Origin of the sequence: Mesorhizobium sp. M0227, assembly GCF_040321855.1 — a bacterium.
Classification (GTDB): Bacteria; Pseudomonadota; Alphaproteobacteria; order Rhizobiales; family Rhizobiaceae; genus Mesorhizobium.
In genome coordinates this window covers 256,243-272,098 of record NZ_JAMYSJ010000002.1, presented here as the reverse complement: position 1 = coordinate 272,098, position 15,856 = coordinate 256,243, and the positions used below count along the sequence as shown (strand labels likewise).

General features: G+C 62.6%; 13 protein-coding genes and 1 tRNA gene. 10 read left to right on the top strand and 4 right to left on the bottom strand.

All coding sequences use genetic code 11. The annotated features are described in order from the left end of the window. Positions 1–126: 126 nt before the first annotated feature. Complete coding sequence (locus NKJ00_RS04860) at positions 127–1,629, top strand: ATP-binding protein (protein WP_352440594.1); 1,503 nt, start codon at positions 127–129, stop codon at positions 1,627–1,629. A 277-nt stretch (positions 1,630–1,906) separates the two neighbouring features. Further along, positions 1,907–1,983: transfer RNA gene (locus NKJ00_RS04855), tRNA-Arg, on the top strand. Between the two features lie 147 nt (positions 1,984–2,130). Here NKJ00_RS04855 and NKJ00_RS04850 read toward each other — a convergent pair. Continuing rightward, positions 2,131–2,811 carry a response regulator transcription factor gene (locus NKJ00_RS04850; RefSeq protein ID WP_352440593.1) on the bottom strand — a complete coding sequence of 227 codons (681 nt, stop codon included), beginning with the start codon at positions 2,809–2,811 and terminating at the stop codon, positions 2,131–2,133. After that, positions 2,789–4,393 (bottom strand): sensor histidine kinase, encoded by a 1,605-nt coding sequence (locus NKJ00_RS04845; RefSeq protein ID WP_352611490.1) that lies wholly within the window; start codon positions 4,391–4,393, stop codon positions 2,789–2,791. The genes NKJ00_RS04850 and NKJ00_RS04845 overlap by 23 nt, the downstream gene beginning before the upstream one ends. A gap of 113 nt (positions 4,394–4,506) precedes the next feature. Here NKJ00_RS04845 and NKJ00_RS04840 point away from each other — a divergent pair, with 113 nt between their 5' ends. Beyond that, positions 4,507–6,033, top strand: coding sequence for an SLC13 family permease (locus NKJ00_RS04840; protein WP_352628986.1), 1,527 nt, complete (start codon positions 4,507–4,509; stop codon positions 6,031–6,033). A gap of 1 nt (position 6,034) precedes the next feature. Then, a complete protein-coding gene (locus NKJ00_RS04835) occupies positions 6,035–7,225 on the top strand; it encodes a glycerate kinase family protein (protein ID WP_352440615.1) in 1,191 nt (396 codons plus the stop codon). 139 nt (positions 7,226–7,364) lie between these two features. Here the strand turns inward: NKJ00_RS04835 and NKJ00_RS04830 are convergent, their stop codons facing one another. Further along, on the bottom strand, positions 7,365–8,219 hold the full coding sequence (locus NKJ00_RS04830; RefSeq protein WP_352611492.1) for an alpha/beta fold hydrolase: 855 nt from the start codon (positions 8,217–8,219) through the stop codon (positions 7,365–7,367). A 168-nt stretch (positions 8,220–8,387) separates the two neighbouring features. Here NKJ00_RS04830 and NKJ00_RS04825 point away from each other — a divergent pair, with 168 nt between their 5' ends. After that, entirely contained in the window at positions 8,388–9,152 is a 765-nt protein-coding gene (locus tag NKJ00_RS04825) for an SDR family NAD(P)-dependent oxidoreductase (RefSeq protein ID WP_352611493.1), read from the top strand. Positions 9,153–9,214: 62 nt separating this feature from the next. On the opposite strand, the gene NKJ00_RS04820 is transcribed toward NKJ00_RS04825, so the two are convergent. Further along, positions 9,215–9,916: a GntR family transcriptional regulator gene (locus tag NKJ00_RS04820; RefSeq protein WP_352440618.1), complete on the bottom strand. Its 702-nt coding sequence runs from the start codon at positions 9,914–9,916 to the stop codon at positions 9,215–9,217. Positions 9,917–10,155: 239 nt separating this feature from the next. On the opposite strand from NKJ00_RS04820, the gene NKJ00_RS04815 reads away from it, so the two are divergent. From NKJ00_RS04815 to ggt, 5 genes are all read left to right on the top strand, one after another. Then, a complete protein-coding gene (locus NKJ00_RS04815; RefSeq protein WP_352440619.1) occupies positions 10,156–11,196 on the top strand; it encodes an ABC transporter substrate-binding protein in 1,041 nt (346 codons plus the stop codon). Between the two features lie 79 nt (positions 11,197–11,275). Beyond that, complete coding sequence (locus NKJ00_RS04810) at positions 11,276–12,358, top strand: ABC transporter ATP-binding protein (protein ID WP_352628983.1); 1,083 nt, start codon at positions 11,276–11,278, stop codon at positions 12,356–12,358. Then, entirely contained in the window at positions 12,358–13,284 is a 927-nt protein-coding gene (locus tag NKJ00_RS04805; protein ID WP_128304158.1) for an ABC transporter permease, read from the top strand. Before NKJ00_RS04810 ends, NKJ00_RS04805 begins: the two co-directional genes overlap by 1 nt. Beyond that, complete coding sequence (locus NKJ00_RS04800; RefSeq protein ID WP_352628981.1) at positions 13,281–14,081, top strand: ABC transporter permease; 801 nt, start codon at positions 13,281–13,283, stop codon at positions 14,079–14,081. Before NKJ00_RS04805 ends, NKJ00_RS04800 begins: the two co-directional genes overlap by 4 nt. Before the next feature lie 98 nt (positions 14,082–14,179). After that, a complete protein-coding gene (gene ggt, locus NKJ00_RS04795; RefSeq protein ID WP_352628979.1) occupies positions 14,180–15,766 on the top strand; it encodes a gamma-glutamyltransferase in 1,587 nt (528 codons plus the stop codon). Positions 15,767–15,856 lie beyond the last annotated feature (90 nt).

Genomic DNA, 15,856 nt, shown 5'->3' with positions numbered 1-15,856 from the left:
CGGAGTCGTCGGGCGCAATCCGGCTCCGTTCAGGCCGGTTTATGTTTGCGACCAAGGATGAAATTGGCAAGAAAGCCGTAATCGCCTAATCTGCGTTGATCAAGTGATCGTGAAGACATTAGCCGCATGAGCGAAACCATACAGGCACAGGAAGGGATCGGCACGGCGGGGTCCACCGAGGCGCCAGCCACCGTGCGCACGGTTCCGCTGTCGCGCGGCCTGTCGACCAAGCTGCTGCTGCTGACCATCGTCTTCGTGCTGTTGGCCGAAGTGCTGATCTTCCTGCCCTGGATCGCCAGCTACCGGCTGAACTGGCTGAAGGAGCGGCTGAGCACGGCGGCGGCGGTGTCGATCGTGCTGGTGCAAGGCGAATCCACCTCGCTGTCGCGCACGGCCCAGAACGACGTGCTGATGGCGATCGGCGCCAAGGCGATCGCGGTGCGCGACGGCGGCGTCTCGCGGCTGCTGGTGGTGGCCGAAATGCCGCCGAAGGTCGACGAACACATCGATATCGCTTCGATCGGCATGATCAAGGGCATGACCGGCGCGCTCGACACGCTGTTTTTCGGCGGCGACCGGATGCTGCGCGTCTTCGGCCCGGTCGGCGAGTCCGACAAGGAGTTCGAGCTGATCATGCCGGACAACAGCCTGCGCAATGCGATGCTGCGCTATTCGCGCAACGTCGCCTTCGTCTCGCTGCTGATCTCGCTGTTCACCGCCATGCTGGTCTACGCCGCCATCGACCTGATCATGATCGGGCCGATCCGGACCATGACGCGCTCGATGCTGTCCTTCTCCGAAGCGCCCGACGATCCCGGACGGATCATCCATCCGGCTGCCCGCGCCGACGAGATCGGCGTTGCCGAGCGCGAGCTGTCGCAGATGCAGGAGCGGCTGCAAAAAATGCTCTCCGAGCAGAAGCATCTTGCCGACCTCGGCCTCGCGGTCTCCAAGATCAACCATGACATGCGCAACATCCTGGCCTCGGCGCAGCTGATGTCGGACCGCCTGCGCCAGGTCAAGGATCCGACCGTGCAGGCCTTCGCGCCGAAACTGCTGCGCGCACTCGACCGCGCCGTGTCTTATTCCGAAGGCGTGCTTCACTACGGCCGCACGCAGGAGCCGCCGCCCGCGCGGCGCCGGCTCCGGCTCCGGCAGCTGGTCGAGGACGTGCAAGGCTTGCTCGACATCGAGCAAGGCATCGAGTTCGTCAATTCGGTCGAGCCGACCTTCGAGGTCGATGCCGATTCCGACCAGTTGTTCAGGGTGCTGACCAATCTGTGCCGGAATTCCGTGCAGGCGATGGCGGCCGACAGCGAAAACGCCCTGGTGCGCCGCCTGGCGGTGTCGGCCGTGCGCCTGGGCAGCGTCAGCCGCATTGCCGTCAGCGACACCGGCCCCGGCCTGCCGCCGAAGGCGCGGGAAAACCTGTTCGCGGCGTTCCGCGGCTCGGCCCGCAGCGGCGGCACCGGCCTTGGCCTGGCGATCGCGCATGAATTGATCCGCGCCCATGGCGGCACGGTGGAGCTGGTCGAGAGCATCGGCGGACGCACCACATTCGCGGTCACCATTCCCGACCAGCCGGTCCGGCTCGACCAGGCCCGCAACGGCCTGCGCCGCCCGGCATGATGTTTCGGGCGCGTTTTGCTCCGATGCTCGTGCCTCCGGGTCCGGCGCTCCTTTTCTCAGGGATCGGCGCTCTTCCCTTCAAGGATTGAGTTCGGGCTCAACTCCGGAGCCATTTCAAGCGCCGGGATCCGGGCCGTCATCGTCAACAAAGGCACTTGTGACAAAACTTTTGCCGGATCGACTTGCTTTTCGGAAATTCAGTCGCTAGGGAACACGTCTCGTCGCGACCGGTCGTTTACGATCGGATTGCGGGGTCATGGAAAGCATGGCCTGTTGCGCGCCCGTAGCTCAGCTGGATAGAGCACCAGACTACGAATCTGGGGGTCAGGAGTTCGAATCTCTTCGGGCGCGCCATTCCATCCAATTGAAATCTTTGGCATTTTGCCTCAGCCGGCTGCGGCACTGGCTTAATTCCGAAATTCAGCCGATTTGGATGAACGATTCCTTTGAAACATGTCGCAGCCAGCAGACAAGTTGGTCGCCAGGAATTTGGCTCCGCTTCTATGCCTTCCGCTCAACCAGCATGTAGCCGACCCCGCGGACAGTCTGAATGCCGGCTGACGCACTTGGTCCCAGCTTGGCCCGGAGATAGCGAATGTACACCTCCACGATCTTAGTCCCGGGTTCGGAGCTGTATGACCAGACATTGTTGAGGATGCGCTGGCGGCTAACCACTTTTCCCGCATTAAGCATCAGGAAGTGCAGAAGGTCGAATTCACGTCGGGTGAGGCGGATTTCCCGGTCGCCATCCGTTAGACGGCGAGCGCTCGTGTCGAGGTTGAGGCCGCCGATTCGAAGCGACTGCTCCTCCCCTGTTCCCGGACGGCGTCGGCGCAGGGCATCAATCCTGGCCACCAGTTCATCAAAGGCAAACGGTTTGGTCAGGTAATCGTCGGCACCCCCCTTGAGCCCATCCACGCGATCCTGGATTGTCTCTTTGGCCGTCAGCATCAGGATGAGAACCGGCCACTGCTCTGATCGAACGATCCGGCACAGTTCAAGACCATCCAGGTAGGGGAGCAGGCGGTCCAGGATCACCAGATCGAACGGATCCGTGCGAATGGCGGCCAATCCCTCTCGACCGTCCTCCGCGACACTCACGTGAAAGCCTTCTGCCTCCAGCCCTCGGCGGAGGAAATCGGAAACACGCCGGTCGTCTTCAACGATCAGGATTCGAATCATCGGTGTGTTGTACCAGCGGGAGTTTAATTCTGAGGAGGGTTCCCGAAGGCTCAATCCGTTCAAGGCCGATCGTGCCGTCATGCCTGTCTATGATCTTCTTGGCGATCGCAAGGCCAACACCGAGCCCATCGGCAACAGATCTCTCGCCAGCATGTCCGCGATAATAGCGGTCAAACACGAACGGAAGATCACTGGCACCGATGCCTGAACCGCTATCGCGGACGACAATCTCAAGCGCGCCGTCGCGCCCGGTCATCTCAACCGAGATCGTCTGGTGTGGTTTTGAATACTTTATGGCGTTGTCGAAGCCGATCAGCAGCGCCTGCTTGAGGCGCTGGGCGTCCCCTCGAATGAGGCTATGGTCTGCGTTAAGTGAGAGATCAACGGATATTTGCTTGGGGGTAGCGAGTACGGACGCTTCCTGAACGGCCGCCTTCACAACCTCGCCGACATCGATGATTTGCGACGAGAAGCTCATATCTTCCGCTTCAGAGCGGGCGACGGCGAGAAGGTCCTCCAGGTTGCGAGCCATATCCTCGGCGTAGTTGCGGATTCGGTTCAAGGCCTCCCCGTAAGGTCGAACACGCGGTTGGCCGCGAAGGGCAACATCCGCCTCTCCACGGAGAATCGTCAGCGGCGTGCGTAGCTCATGGCTTGCCTCCGCAAAAAATTGGATTCGCCGGCTGTTGAGAGCCCTGAGTTGTTTATTCGCTTCACGAAGCTCGCGCGTGCGCAGCTGAACTTCAGCCTCCAGCCGACCCTGGACCGAAATCAGAGCGGCACGTTCGATCTCAAGTGCCTCGGCCATGCTGTTGAAACTTCGCGACAAGGAAGCGAACTCGTCGCGCCCGGCTGCGGGGATGCGATGGTGAAGCTTACCCGCGGCGATGGCTTTGGCACTTTCATTCAGCTCACGCACAGGTGCGGCGATCGACCGCCGCAGAACGAGGCCGAAGCCCAGGCTGCCCAGCATGAGCAAGGTGGAGGAGCCGCCGGTCATGAGCAGCAGATGCCATTGCGCACCACGAACCCGTTCGAGTTCCGCTCCAACTTCGCTGCGCTCCTCGTGCAAGGCAGCCTCGATCATTCCTTCGAAATCGCTCTCCAGTCGATGCTCTACATCATTTCGGAAGCTTTCCACGATGCCTGCCGGCTCGCCTCTTGATCGCTGGCTGAACAGCCGTTGGGCAGCTCGATCGATAGCTTCAAACAGCGCCTTGATGCGGCCGACGAACTCGAGTTCGCCCTCCTCCTGGCTTCTGTCGCTCCAAAAGCCGAGCGCACCAAGTTCCTCGCGCGTTGCGCCTTCCAACTTATGGAATCCAAAATACAATTCTCTTCGTGCCGCCTCGAAATCCGGCATCTGCTCAGGCCCGAGCAGCAGGACCTCGGCCACTTGCTCGGTGTAGTTGTTGGCCTGGCCATTGAGTTCCGCAAGAGCCTCAAACCGTCCGTGGACGCTGTCTACGCGGCGGACGAATTCTTCCGTCAGGTGCAGTGTGGCGAGTGCCAATCCGGAAATCAGCCCGACGAGGGCGAGGATGAGAATTTGAAAAAGGAGGATGCGACCTCGAACAGTCATGCGGGTGATCCCTGCTGGCGATCGACTAGCGTCTCTCACCAAATTCTAACCGGAGCTCTCCCGCCCGTCTAACCAGAAGCCCCTAAATTCGAACGCTGGGACGTGCGACGACCGTGCGCCTGTCCGATCGCCGGAGCGGCGACAAGCTCGAAGAGGTTCGGTTGGTACAAGTAGAGTTCCAGGCTGAGATCGGCTCCCTTGTCGGGAAAAAGATGACGGCGGTCTGGCCGGTGTGGCGCGCCGCGCTGATCGGAATCGGTGCATGTCTCGTCGTTGTCAGTATCGAATTCGGCCTCCCCGCTCTCCCATCGGACGCTCGGCGAGCGCTCGAGATCCTGCTTGTCGCGATCATAGGCTGGACCTTGACGCCGTTCGACGACACCTTCGTTGCTATCGTCGCCGGACTGGCAATGGCGCTGCTCGTCAATCGTGATCCCGGGGCGCTGTTTCACGCGCTTGGGGATGAGTTGATCTGGCTGTTGCTCGCCTCTTTCATCCTTGCGGCCGCCGTCAAGGCAAGTGGGATCGCGGATCGCATCCTCGGCCTCGTGACAGGGCGCATGCGGTCGGTTCGCGCGGTCGCGTATGCTTTGGCGGCGGTCATGGTCGCCACAGCCTTCATTATTCCGTCAACGTCGGGTCGGGCAGCCTTAATGATCCCGGCTTATCAAGCGGTTGCGGGGCGCTGTGGAAATGCTCGGTTGCGAAGGGCATTCGCGCTGTTGTTTCCCACTGCTATTCTCCTCTCGGCCTTTGCGTCGCCCGTGGGGGCCGGTGCCCATCTCCTGGCGATCGAAATGGTCGACCGCCTCTCAGGGGTGAAGGTGAGCTACCTGGAATGGATCGCCCTCGGTCTGCCGTTTGCGGCCGTGAGCACCTTTGTTTCAGTTGAGTGTCTTCTCCGGCTTTTCCTGTCACCCGCAGAACGGCGGGCAGCGCTTTTGCTGCCGACGGTAAGCAATGATGGGGTCGGGTTGGCACGGCAGCCGATACTCTGGATCGCCGCGGGCGTTGTCATCGCGTGGCTGACCGAATCTTTGCACGGGCTCAATGCCACCGTCATCGCACTCAGCGGCGCTCTCGCCGCATCGCTTCCGGGGCTCGGCGCGGTGAGGTTTGACGATGCCATTAGGAGTACCGAGTGGAAGCTGCTCCTGTTCCTTGCGGCGACCATCTGCCTGGCAGACGGCCTGGTGGCGTCGGGTCTTCATCAATGGTTGATCGAGACGACGGTGAACCCACTGCGGGTCGTCGGCTTGGGGCCGCTGGCCCTCCTCTCGTTGCTCGCTTTGCTGGGCCTTTTCAGCCATCTCCTTATTCACAGTCGCACGGCGCGCGTATCGGTGCTGCTGCCTCCGGTTCTGATGATTGCGTCGACAGCGCGGCTCGACCCCCTCCTTGCGATGCTTGTGCTCGTCTCAGCGACCGGCTTTTGCCAAACGCTCATGATCTGCGCGAAGCCGGTCGCGCTTTTCGGGGGACTCGACGACGAAGGCTACGGCCCGAGGGACTTGGCCCTCCTGAGCGCCGTCCTGCTGCCGGTGCAATTCCTTTTGATCGTCGTGTTCGCGGTGGGCGCGTGGCCAATGATCCAAGGTCTGCTCATCACGCTCGGTCTGCAAGTTTCCGGAGGGTCATAGCATGTCGAAAAAGAAAGAGCCGAAGAAGAGAAAACGGCTTCGAGTGCTGGTCGCACCGTCTGGTTTTAAGGAGAGCCTCGGCGTTCGTGATGTTATCGATGCATTGGCGCGCGGCGTCCGCAATGCGGTTCCGACAGCAAAAGTGTTTAGCCTTCCGATGGTGGATGGAGGCGAGGATTTTACGCGTACGCTTGTTGAGCTGTCCCATGGTGAGTTGCATTCCGTCACCGTCACGGGGCCAGTCGGGCAACCTGTGGAGGCGACCGTCGGTTTTCTCGGCCGAGGAAAGAAGCGGACGGCTGTTCTGGAGATTGCGGCGGCTGCCGGGCTGCGGCTCGTTCCCACGGACATGCGCGACCCGACCCGTACTACAAGTTATGGGGTGGGGGAGTTGATTCATGTGGCACTCGATCTTGGCGCCGAAAGGATTCTGATCGGCTGCGGTGACTCGGGCGTCAACGATGCGGGAATGGGGATGGCCCAAGCTCTAGGCGTGCGCTTGCTCGACGGGGACGGCCACTCTATTTCGGGGAGCGGCTCGGCGCTTTCGTCACTCGCTCGCGTCGATCTTTCCGATCGTGACCGCCGCCTTTCGAATGTTCGTATCGACGTCGCCGTGAACCCCTACAATATGCTGCTCGGCGAGAGAGGCGTCGCTCGGGTATTTGGTCCGCAAAAGGGTGCAACCCCTGACCAGGTGGCGTTGCTCGATCAGGGCATGGAAAATCTCGCTCATATCGTCCGCCGCGACCTCGGCATCGACGTAGCGCCGCTTGTCGGCGGAGGAGCTTCCGGTGGACTTGGCGCCGGGCTTCACGCCTTTGTTGGAGCGCGGCTGCAGCCACGCTTTGATCTTATCCGGCGGTATATTGATCTTGATCGCCGACTGGCAGATGCCGACATGGTCATGACGGCCGAGGGCGGTCTGGACGGACAGACTGGCTTTGGCAAGGTGCCGGCGGAGATTGCACGGCGCGCGAAACGTTACAATCTGCCTGTGATTGCCTTGGCCGGCACGGTCGGACTGGGCGCCGAGGCGACCCACGAAATTGGCATTGATGCGTTCTTTAGCATTCTTCGCCGGCCATGTTCCCTCGAAGATGCGATCCGTGACGCCGACATGCTGCTGGCGAACGCCGCCGAACAGGCGATGCGGCTGATGTGGGCCGCGCGCGCTTTTAAGTTCAGATAATGGGTCTTGTCTCGCCCAAGGCCGCGAGGCGTGCGGCTTCGGCCCGAAATTTCCTGGGCCATGTGAAGGCTCACATCAACAGCGGTTTACGTCGTCGCATTGCTTTCGCGACTTGCCCGGACCTACGCAAGTATACGGCTCAGGGCGAGCCCGCATCGACGAACTCCCGTATCAGCTCTGCAGCCCTGGGCCCCTGCGTCTCCAGAAGGAGATGGCCTGCGTCGAAGATGTGAGCCTCCATCCGAGGAAGGTCGATGAGCCAGGACTGAACCTCCGCAATGTCGAAAAAGACATCGTGGCGACCCCAAAGAAGCATGGCTCGAGGTTGATGCTTCGCCAGATAGTCAGCCACCTCCCCAAACCGGTCGACATATCGGCCGTAGTCGGCCAGCAGCGCCTTCTGCAGATCAAGCCGTCCCGGTAGACACATGACCCGCCAGTCCTCAATCCAACGCTCTGCATCGATCCGCGCCGCGATCTCGGGTGGCAGGCCGGCGACGTACTGGTCGCGGGTTCCCTCAAGGGTCAAATGGGCGGTGGCGGCCTCCTCGTTGCCGGCATTCGGCGCAGCCCAGAAGTCCAATGTGGCTGCCCACTGCGGACCAAAGCCGGAGCGGTGGGCATTGGCATTCTGAATGATGAGGCCTTCGACAAGTTCCGGAGCGCGCATGGCGAGCTGAAAAGCCACCGGAGCGCCGAAATCATGCAAATAGAGTAACCTGCGGCCCACGTTGAGACTCGCAAGCAGCTCTTCAATCGCGTTGGCCAGCATGTCGAACGATGGCTCGGATGGGAGATCGGATGCGCCGAAGCCCGGAAGGTCAGGCGCAACGACATAGACGGTGCCGGAGAGCCTGGCGGTCACGTCGCTGAACATCCGAGAGGAATTGGGGAAGCCGTGCAACAGGACTAGCGCGGGCTTGGAAACATCGCCGGCCGTCCGGACGGCCACCTCGCCGCCAGAGGACAAGGATATTTTCTGGATCTCCGGCACGTCCTTTCCTCCACGCCCACGCGATCGCCAAGCTGCACGCTTCGTTCGGTTCGACTTTCGGATTTTCAGAGAACTCAAAGCGGCGTGGAATGTTGCAAAGCCAAATCCTCGCGGGCTGTTGCCCAAAGCGCGTGGTAAGACCGGGAGCGGAAACCAGCGGAGCCTGATTTGACCATCTCCTCTACCAACACCAAGCGCGCACTTATCACCGGGGCCGGTGCGGCCGACGGGATCGGCTTTGCCATTGCCCGGCAGCTCGGCCGTGGCGGCCATGCGGTCTTCCTCACGGGAGCCAGTACGCGCGTGCTCGATCGCGCCGCCGAGCTTTGCCGCGAAGGCATCGATGCCAAAGCCGTGGTCGCCGATCTCACCATCGCTGCCGATGTCGCGCGGCTGCGGGCCGATGTCGGGGCGGTCGGTATCCTGGTCAACAATGCCGGCATGGGCTCGCTGGCATCGCCCTCGGTCGACAAGGCGTTTCTCGCCATGACCGAGGCCGACTGGGACCAGGGGATCGACGTCAGCCTGAAGACCGCATTCCTCGTCACGAAGGCCTTTCTGCCGGCGATGGTCGAAGCGGGCTACGGGCGCATCGTCAATGTGGCGTCCGTCACCGGACCGCTGGTATCCTTCGAAGGCACATCAGCCTATTCCGCCGCCAAGGCCGGCATGGTCGGCCTGACGCGCACGCTGGCGCTGGAAGTGGCGAAAAGCGGCGTAACAGTCAATGCCGTGGCGCCCGGCTGGATCGAAACGGGTTCGTCGAGCGAGATGGAGCGGCAAGCCGCCCTGCATACGCCGCCGGCGCGGGCCGGGCGGCCGGATGAGGTGGCCGCAGCGGTGGTGTTCCTGGCCTCGGAAGGTGCCAGCTATGTCAATGGCGCCCTGCTGGTGGTCGACGGCGGCAACCGCCTTCAGGAGCGCAAGGGCTAAGCTCAAAGGCGCTTGTCGTCAGGGTCGGTCGGCGGGCAGGCCTCGCCCAAGTTCCTCACCCCTCAAGACGCCTTGGCCAGAAAGTTCCGATAATCCGACTTGGCCTGCAGCAGGCGCAGCACATTGTCGCGCGAGCCCCGCACATGGGCGCGCGCCAGCGTGCCGGCTCTGGCGGCGTCGCCAGCGCAGATGGCATCGACGATTTCGGCATGCTCGTCGCGGGCGATCTTCCATTCGTCCAGCCACAAAAGTTCGGTCCAGACATAGTGCTGGCACTTGTCGAGGATGCCGCACAGCATGCCGTGCAGCATCACATTGCCGCTGATTTCGGCGATGACGCGGTGCAGGTCAATGCCGACCTCAAGCTCCTGGAATTTTTCCCTGTTGGTGCGCTCCGGAATGGCGGCCAGCCGCTCGCATTCGGCCAGCATGGCGCGCAGCCGTGCCTTGTCCTGGTCCGTCGCCGCCGCTGCCGCCAGTTCCGTCGCGTGGCCGTCGAGCAGCTCGCGGATCTCGAAGGCCTCGCGGAACATGTTGATGTCGAACTCGGTGACGACATAGCCCTGGCGCGGCCGGCCGGTGACCAGCCCGTCGCGCTCGAGACGGTTGAAGGCCTCGCGCACCGGGGTGCGGCTGACAGTCAGCTTCGCCGCGATGTCGTTTTCGGTGACGCGCGAGCCCGGCGGAATCTGGCCGGTCACGATCATCGCCTTGAGCGCGGAGTAGACCGAGTCGCGCAACGTATTTTTGGTTTTCTTGGCCAAGCTTCCCTTCCCACTTCTCCGGCCTTTCAGCCGGAACACGCATAGCTGTAGCCGCAGTCGGCATAATTTGCCACGCCCCCGGCGACGCCGTTCCTCGCCACCTTGTCCGGCTCGAAACCCGTGAATTCGATCGAGCCGGCGGTGTTGACAACATCGATCGCTAGGCTACACTCAAAATTGTATACAAAACAGCATGCCAAGTCAAAAACAATGGGAACACCGGTTGGAGAGCCGAAAAAATGAACAGGACCAGAAGCGTTAGTATCGTTGCGATGGCGGGCCTCATGGCTTCGCTCGCGGCCCCCGCCATAGCGGGCGACACCATCACCGTCGCCTCATGGGGCGGCACCTACCAGGAGGCGCAGACCAAGGCGTTTTTCAAGCCTACCGCCGACGCGCTCGGCATCACCATCAAGGAAGACACCACCAACGGCCTCGACGACGTCCGGCTGCAGGTGACCGGCAATGCGGTGAAGTGGGACATCACCGAACTTGGCGCCGACGAATGTGCGCGCGGCTCGAAGGAAGGGCTGTTCGAGAAGCTCGACTACGGCATCATCGACAAGAGCGGCATCAACCCGAAGCTGGTCCACGACGACTGGGTCGGCATTTCCTACACATCCGTCGTGCTGATCTACCGGACCGACGTGTTCGGCGACAAAGGCCCGAAGACCTGGGCCGACTTCTGGAACGCGGAAAAGTTTCCGGGACGGCGCGCGCTGAGCGGCAGCCAGGCGACCGAAACGCTGAGCGTCGCGGCACTGGCCGAAGGCATTCCGATCGACAAGGTCTATCCGGTCAATATCGACGGCGCGTTGAAATCCGTCGACAAGATCCGTGGCCATATCGACGCCTGGTGGACCTCCGGCGCGCAGGCCATGCAGCTGGTGAAGGACGGTGAAGTCGACATGGCGAGCATCTGGAACGGCCGTGCCGGCACCTTGAAGAAGGAAGGCGCGCCGGTCAGCTTCTCCTTCGACCAGGGCGTGCTGACCGCCGACTGCATGGTCATCCCCAAGGGCTCCAAGAACAAGGAAGCCGCGATGAAGGCGCTGGCGATGTTCGTCAGCCCGCAATTGCAGGCCAATCTGCCGCTCTATGTCGACAATGGCCCGGTCAATGAGAAGGCTTTCGAGACCGGCAAGATCCCGCAGGACAGGATCAAGGATATCAATTCGGCGCCCGAAAACGTCAAGAAGCAGGTGTTGCAGGATGCAGAATTCTGGCGCGACAATTTGGTCGAGGCGACGGAAAAGTTCAACAATCTGATCCAGCAATAGGCTGCGGCCGCAATCCAAACCACGGCAGGGCGACGCCTCGCCCTGCTTTCGCCGCCTCAGCCCCTGGGAGAGAAAAATCTTGTCCATTGCGCCATCCGCGTTGCCGATCGGCATGCGCGGGATCGAGAAACGATTTGGCAGCGTGCCTGTGCTGCGCGACCTCAACCTCGACGTCGAGGCTGGTGAATTCCTGACGCTGCTGGGGCCTTCCGGTTCCGGCAAGACGACGCTGCTGATGATCCTGGCCGGTTTCGTGCGGGCCAATGCCGGCTCGATCAGGGTCGGCGGCGACGAGATCATCACCACGCCGCCGCACAAGCGCAACATCGGCATGGTGTTCCAGAACTACGCGCTGTTTCCGCATATGGACGTCTTTCACAACATCGCCTTTCCGCTGAAGCAGCGCGGCGTCGCCGCCGCCGAGACGGCCGAGCGTGTCGAGAAGGCGCTCGATCTGGTGAAATTGCAGGGGCTGGGCGAGCGCCGGGTCGACCAGCTCTCCGGCGGCCAGCGCCAGCGCGTGGCGCTAGCGCGCGCCATCGTCTTCGAGCCGCGCATCGTTTTGATGGACGAGCCCCTGTCGGCGCTCGACAAGGGCCTGCGCGAGCATATGCAGATCGAACTGCGCAGCCTGCACCGGCGGCTTGGCATGACCACGGTCTATGTCACGCACGACCAGCGTGAAGCCATCACCATGTCGGACCGCATCGCGGTGATGAACGCCGGGCGCATCGAACAGCTCGACAAGCCCGAAAGTCTCTACGCCAGGCCGCAAACGCAATTTGTAGCCGGCTTCATCGGCGAATCGAATTTCATTCCGGTCGAGTGCCGCAACGGCTCCGTCTGGTACGAGGAGCGAAGAATCCATACGGCGGCGGCGACGCCGGCGGCAGGCCAGTACCTGATGGTGGTGCGGCCGGAAAAGCTGCGGCTCTTGGCAAACGCCGAACCGACGAGCGGCGTCAACGTGCTCAACGCGACGCTCAGCGACATCATCTATCAGGGCGACAGCTTCGTCTGCTATGCCGTGCTGCGCGACGGCCGGCAGCTGACTTTGCGCGACTATTGCCGCAGCGATGTGCTGGCGAAAATGCCCGCACCCGGCCAGCCAGTCTCGTTCGGTCTCGATGCGCAGGACACGATCCTGGTGGCGGCAGACTGATGAGCGCGCAGACCGCCCTCATGCAGGAGAAAGCCGGCCGCTCGGGCCCGGATCTGAACACGCAGGCGCTGCATATGGACGCTCGGCGCGAGTCGTTGCGGCTGCTGGCGCTGCTGTCGCCGAGCCTGTTGCTGGTCTTCGCCATCATCATCGTGCCCATCGGCTGGCTGTTCTGGCTGTCGCTGTTCGACGAAGCCGGCGCCTTCAGTCCCGCCAATTATGCGCGCTTCTTCGAACAGGCCTCCTACATCAAGACCTTTATCACCACCTTCAAGGTCGCCTTCATCGTCACCGGCGCCTGCGTGCTGCTCGGCTATCCCTTGGCCTACATGCTGTCGCAACTGCCGCGCCGGGCGGCGTCGATCTGCCTGATCTTCGTCATCCTGCCGTTCTGGACATCGGTTCTGGTGCGCACCTATGCCTGGCTGGTGATCCTGCAGCGCAAGGGCCTGATCAACAGCTGGCTGATCGACCTCGGCGTGATCAGCCAGCCGCTGTCGCTCGCCAACAATTTTTCGGGCGTCGTCATCGGCATGACGCATATCCTGCTGCCGTTCCTGGTGCTGCCGCTTTACGCCTCGATGAAGACAATCGACACCGACTGCCTGCGCGCCGGCATGAATCTCGGTGCCGGCCCGGCCGCTACCTTCCGGCAGATCTTCTTTCCGCTGTCGCTGCCCGGCCTCGCCTCGGGCGTGGTCATCGTCTTCGTGCTGTGCCTGGGCTTCTTCGTCACGCCTGCGCTGATGGGCGGCGGCAAGGTGATCATGTGGGCGATGCGCATGGAACAGACCACCAGCCTCTATTCCAACTGGGGTGCGGGGGCGGCGCTTGGCGTGGTGCTGCTGGTGGTCACGCTGGCGCTTCTCGGACTGTTCCAGTGGCTGCTCGGCGCGCGCGCCACAGGTGTGTGGAGTTCACGATGAGCGAAGACGTCGGCCTGCCGATCTCGCACCGGCAACGTCTGTGGCTCTACGGCCACGGCGGCCTCGTGCTGTTGTTCCTGATCGCGCCGTCGATCATCATCGTCATCATGTCGTTTTCGGATTCGACGCTGCTGCAATTCCCGCCGCAGCAATGGTCGCTGCGCTGGTACCAGACCTATTTCGGCTCACTGGAATGGCGCGACGCCACGATCGTCTCGGTCAAGCTGGCTGTTATGACCGTACTCGTGGCGACGCCGCTCGGCACCGCGGCCGCCTATGCGATCAACAGGGGTACGCTGCGCTTCAACGGCACCATCAACGCGCTGCTGACCGCGTCGCTGATTGTCCCGGTGATCCTGATCGGCATCGGCACCTTCTTCCTCTATGCGCGCATCGGGCTCAACAACACGCTGACCGGGCTGGTCATCGCGCATACGGTGCAGGCCTTGCCGCTGGTGGTGCTGACGGTGCTGTCGGGCTTGCGCTCCTACGACATGAACCAGGAGCGCGTGGCGCGCAGCCTTGGCGCCGGCCGCGTCGCCGCCTTCTGGCAGGTGACGATGCCGCAGATCCGCTTCTCGATCGTCTCGGGCGCGCTGTTTGCCTTCATCACCTCCTTCGACGAAGTGGTGGTTTCGCTGTTCATATCGGGCGGCGAGACCACGACATTGACACGCCGCATGTTCAACGCGCTGCGCGACCAGATCGACCCGACGATCGCTGCCATCTCGACCTGCCTGATCGTTCTCTCGGTCGTGCTGTTGTCGGTTGCGCAGATCTTCGGCCGGCGGCATTGATTTCACCAGACCAATTCGCAGACGTGACCAACTTGCAGACGTGACCAACTTGCAGACGTGACCAACTTGCAGACGTGACCAGGGGATATCCAGACAGAATGCGTGATTTCCAGTTTCCCGGCCGCTCGCCGGTTCGTGCCACCGAGGCGGTTGCCGCGACCTCGCATCCGCTTGCAACCCTTGCGGCCATCGACATGCTGCGCTCCGGCGGCAATGCCATGGATGCCGCCGTCTGCGCCGCCGCCGTGCAGGGCGTCGTCGAGCCGCAATCGACGGGCATCGGCGGCGATTGCTTCGTGCTCTATAGCCCGGCGGGACAGGGCAATGTGCTGGCCTTCAATGGTTCGGGTCGGGCGCCAGCCAAAGCGACGGTCGACTGGTACCGCGGAAAAGGCTTCGATCGCATCCCGCTGCAGGGTCCGCATGCGGTCACCGTGCCGGGCGCTGTCGACGCCTGGGGCCGCCTGCTCGAAGACCATGGCCGCAAGGGCCTTGCCGAGGTGATGGCGCCGGCCATCCACTATGCCGAGAACGGCTATGTCGTGCACGACCGCGTCGCCTTCGACTGGGCCGAACCGGAAACCGACCTGTCGGCCGACGAGCATGCCGCGCGCATCTTCCTGCCCGGCGGCAAGGCGCCGAAGGCGGGTGACATCCACAGGCAGCCGGAACTAGCGGCGACGTTGCGCATCATCGCCAAACACGGCCGAGCCGGTTTCTATGAAGGCGCTGTCGCCGACGATATGGTTAGTCGGCTTAACGAATTGGGCGGACTTCATTCGGCCGAGGATTTCGCCTCGACCCGAGGCGATTATGTGACGCCGGTCAGCACCTCTTATGGCGGCCACGAGATCCACCAGATGCCGCCCAACAATCAGGGGCTGACGGCGCTTTTGATGCTGAATTTGCTGTCGGGCTTCAAGCTTGGCGGACTTGACCCCAATGGCGCCGAGCGCCTGCATCTGGAGATCGAGGCCGGGCGCCTGGCCTATCGCGACCGCGACCGCTATGTCGGCGACCAGGATCATGTCCCGGTGCCGGTCAAACAGCTCCTGTCCGGCGCCTATGCCGACCGGCTGCGCGCCGAGATCGACCGCGACCGCGCCATGACGCACCTGCCGCGCGTGGAGCTGCCCGGCAGCGACACGGTCTACATCTCCATCGTCGACCGCGACCGCAACGCTGTCTCCTTCATCAACTCGACGTACTATTCGTTCGGCAGCGGCGTCGTCGGCCCGAAGACCGGTGTCGTGCTGCAGAATCGCGGTTCCAGCTTCCGCCTTGAGCCTGCGCATCCGAACGCGATCGCGCCGGGCAAGCGGCCGATGCACACGATCATGCCGGGCATGGCGACGAAGAACGGCCGCGTCGTGATGCCGTTCGGCGTCATGGGCGGCGGCTACCAGCCGTTCGGCCATGTCCATCTGCTGACCAACATGATCGACTTCGGCATGGACCCGCAGCAGGCGCTGGATGCGCCGAGGGTGTTCTACAATGACGATACGGTGGAGGCCGAGCGTGGCGTTCCCAGCGAAGCGATCGAGGGCCTGCGCCGGCGTGGCCATCGCATAGCCGAGCCGCATCATCCGCTGGGCGGCGGACAGGTGGTGCTGATCGACTGGGAGAAGGGCACGCTGACCGGCGCCTCCGATCCGCGCAAGGATGGTTTGGCGCTTGGATATTGAGGTGATCCGTTGTCCAATGGCGTACCCATGTCGAGGGAAGCCCGTCAGAAGGGCTCCCGCCAATAGTCGTTCGAAATCCAGCCGGTGATC

Bases quoted from the DNA above. Each gene is read 5' to 3' on its own strand.
- NKJ00_RS04860 (WP_352440594.1), top strand. From the start codon at position 127: ATGAGCGAAACCATACAGGCACAGGAAGGGATCGGCACGGCGGGGTCC.
- NKJ00_RS04850 (WP_352440593.1), bottom strand. From the start codon at position 2,811: ATGATTCGAATCCTGATCGTTGAAGACGACCGGCGTGTTTCCGATTTC.
- NKJ00_RS04845 (WP_352611490.1), bottom strand. From the start codon at position 4,393: ATGACTGTTCGAGGTCGCATCCTCCTTTTTCAAATTCTCATCCTCGCC.
- NKJ00_RS04835 (WP_352440615.1), top strand. From the start codon at position 6,035: ATGTCGAAAAAGAAAGAGCCGAAGAAGAGAAAACGGCTTCGAGTGCTG.
- NKJ00_RS04815 (WP_352440619.1), top strand. From the start codon at position 10,156: ATGAACAGGACCAGAAGCGTTAGTATCGTTGCGATGGCGGGCCTCATG.
- NKJ00_RS04805 (WP_128304158.1), top strand. From the start codon at position 12,358: ATGAGCGCGCAGACCGCCCTCATGCAGGAGAAAGCCGGCCGCTCGGGC.
- NKJ00_RS04800 (WP_352628981.1), top strand. From the start codon at position 13,281: ATGAGCGAAGACGTCGGCCTGCCGATCTCGCACCGGCAACGTCTGTGG.
- ggt (WP_352628979.1), top strand. From the start codon at position 14,180: ATGCGTGATTTCCAGTTTCCCGGCCGCTCGCCGGTTCGTGCCACCGAG.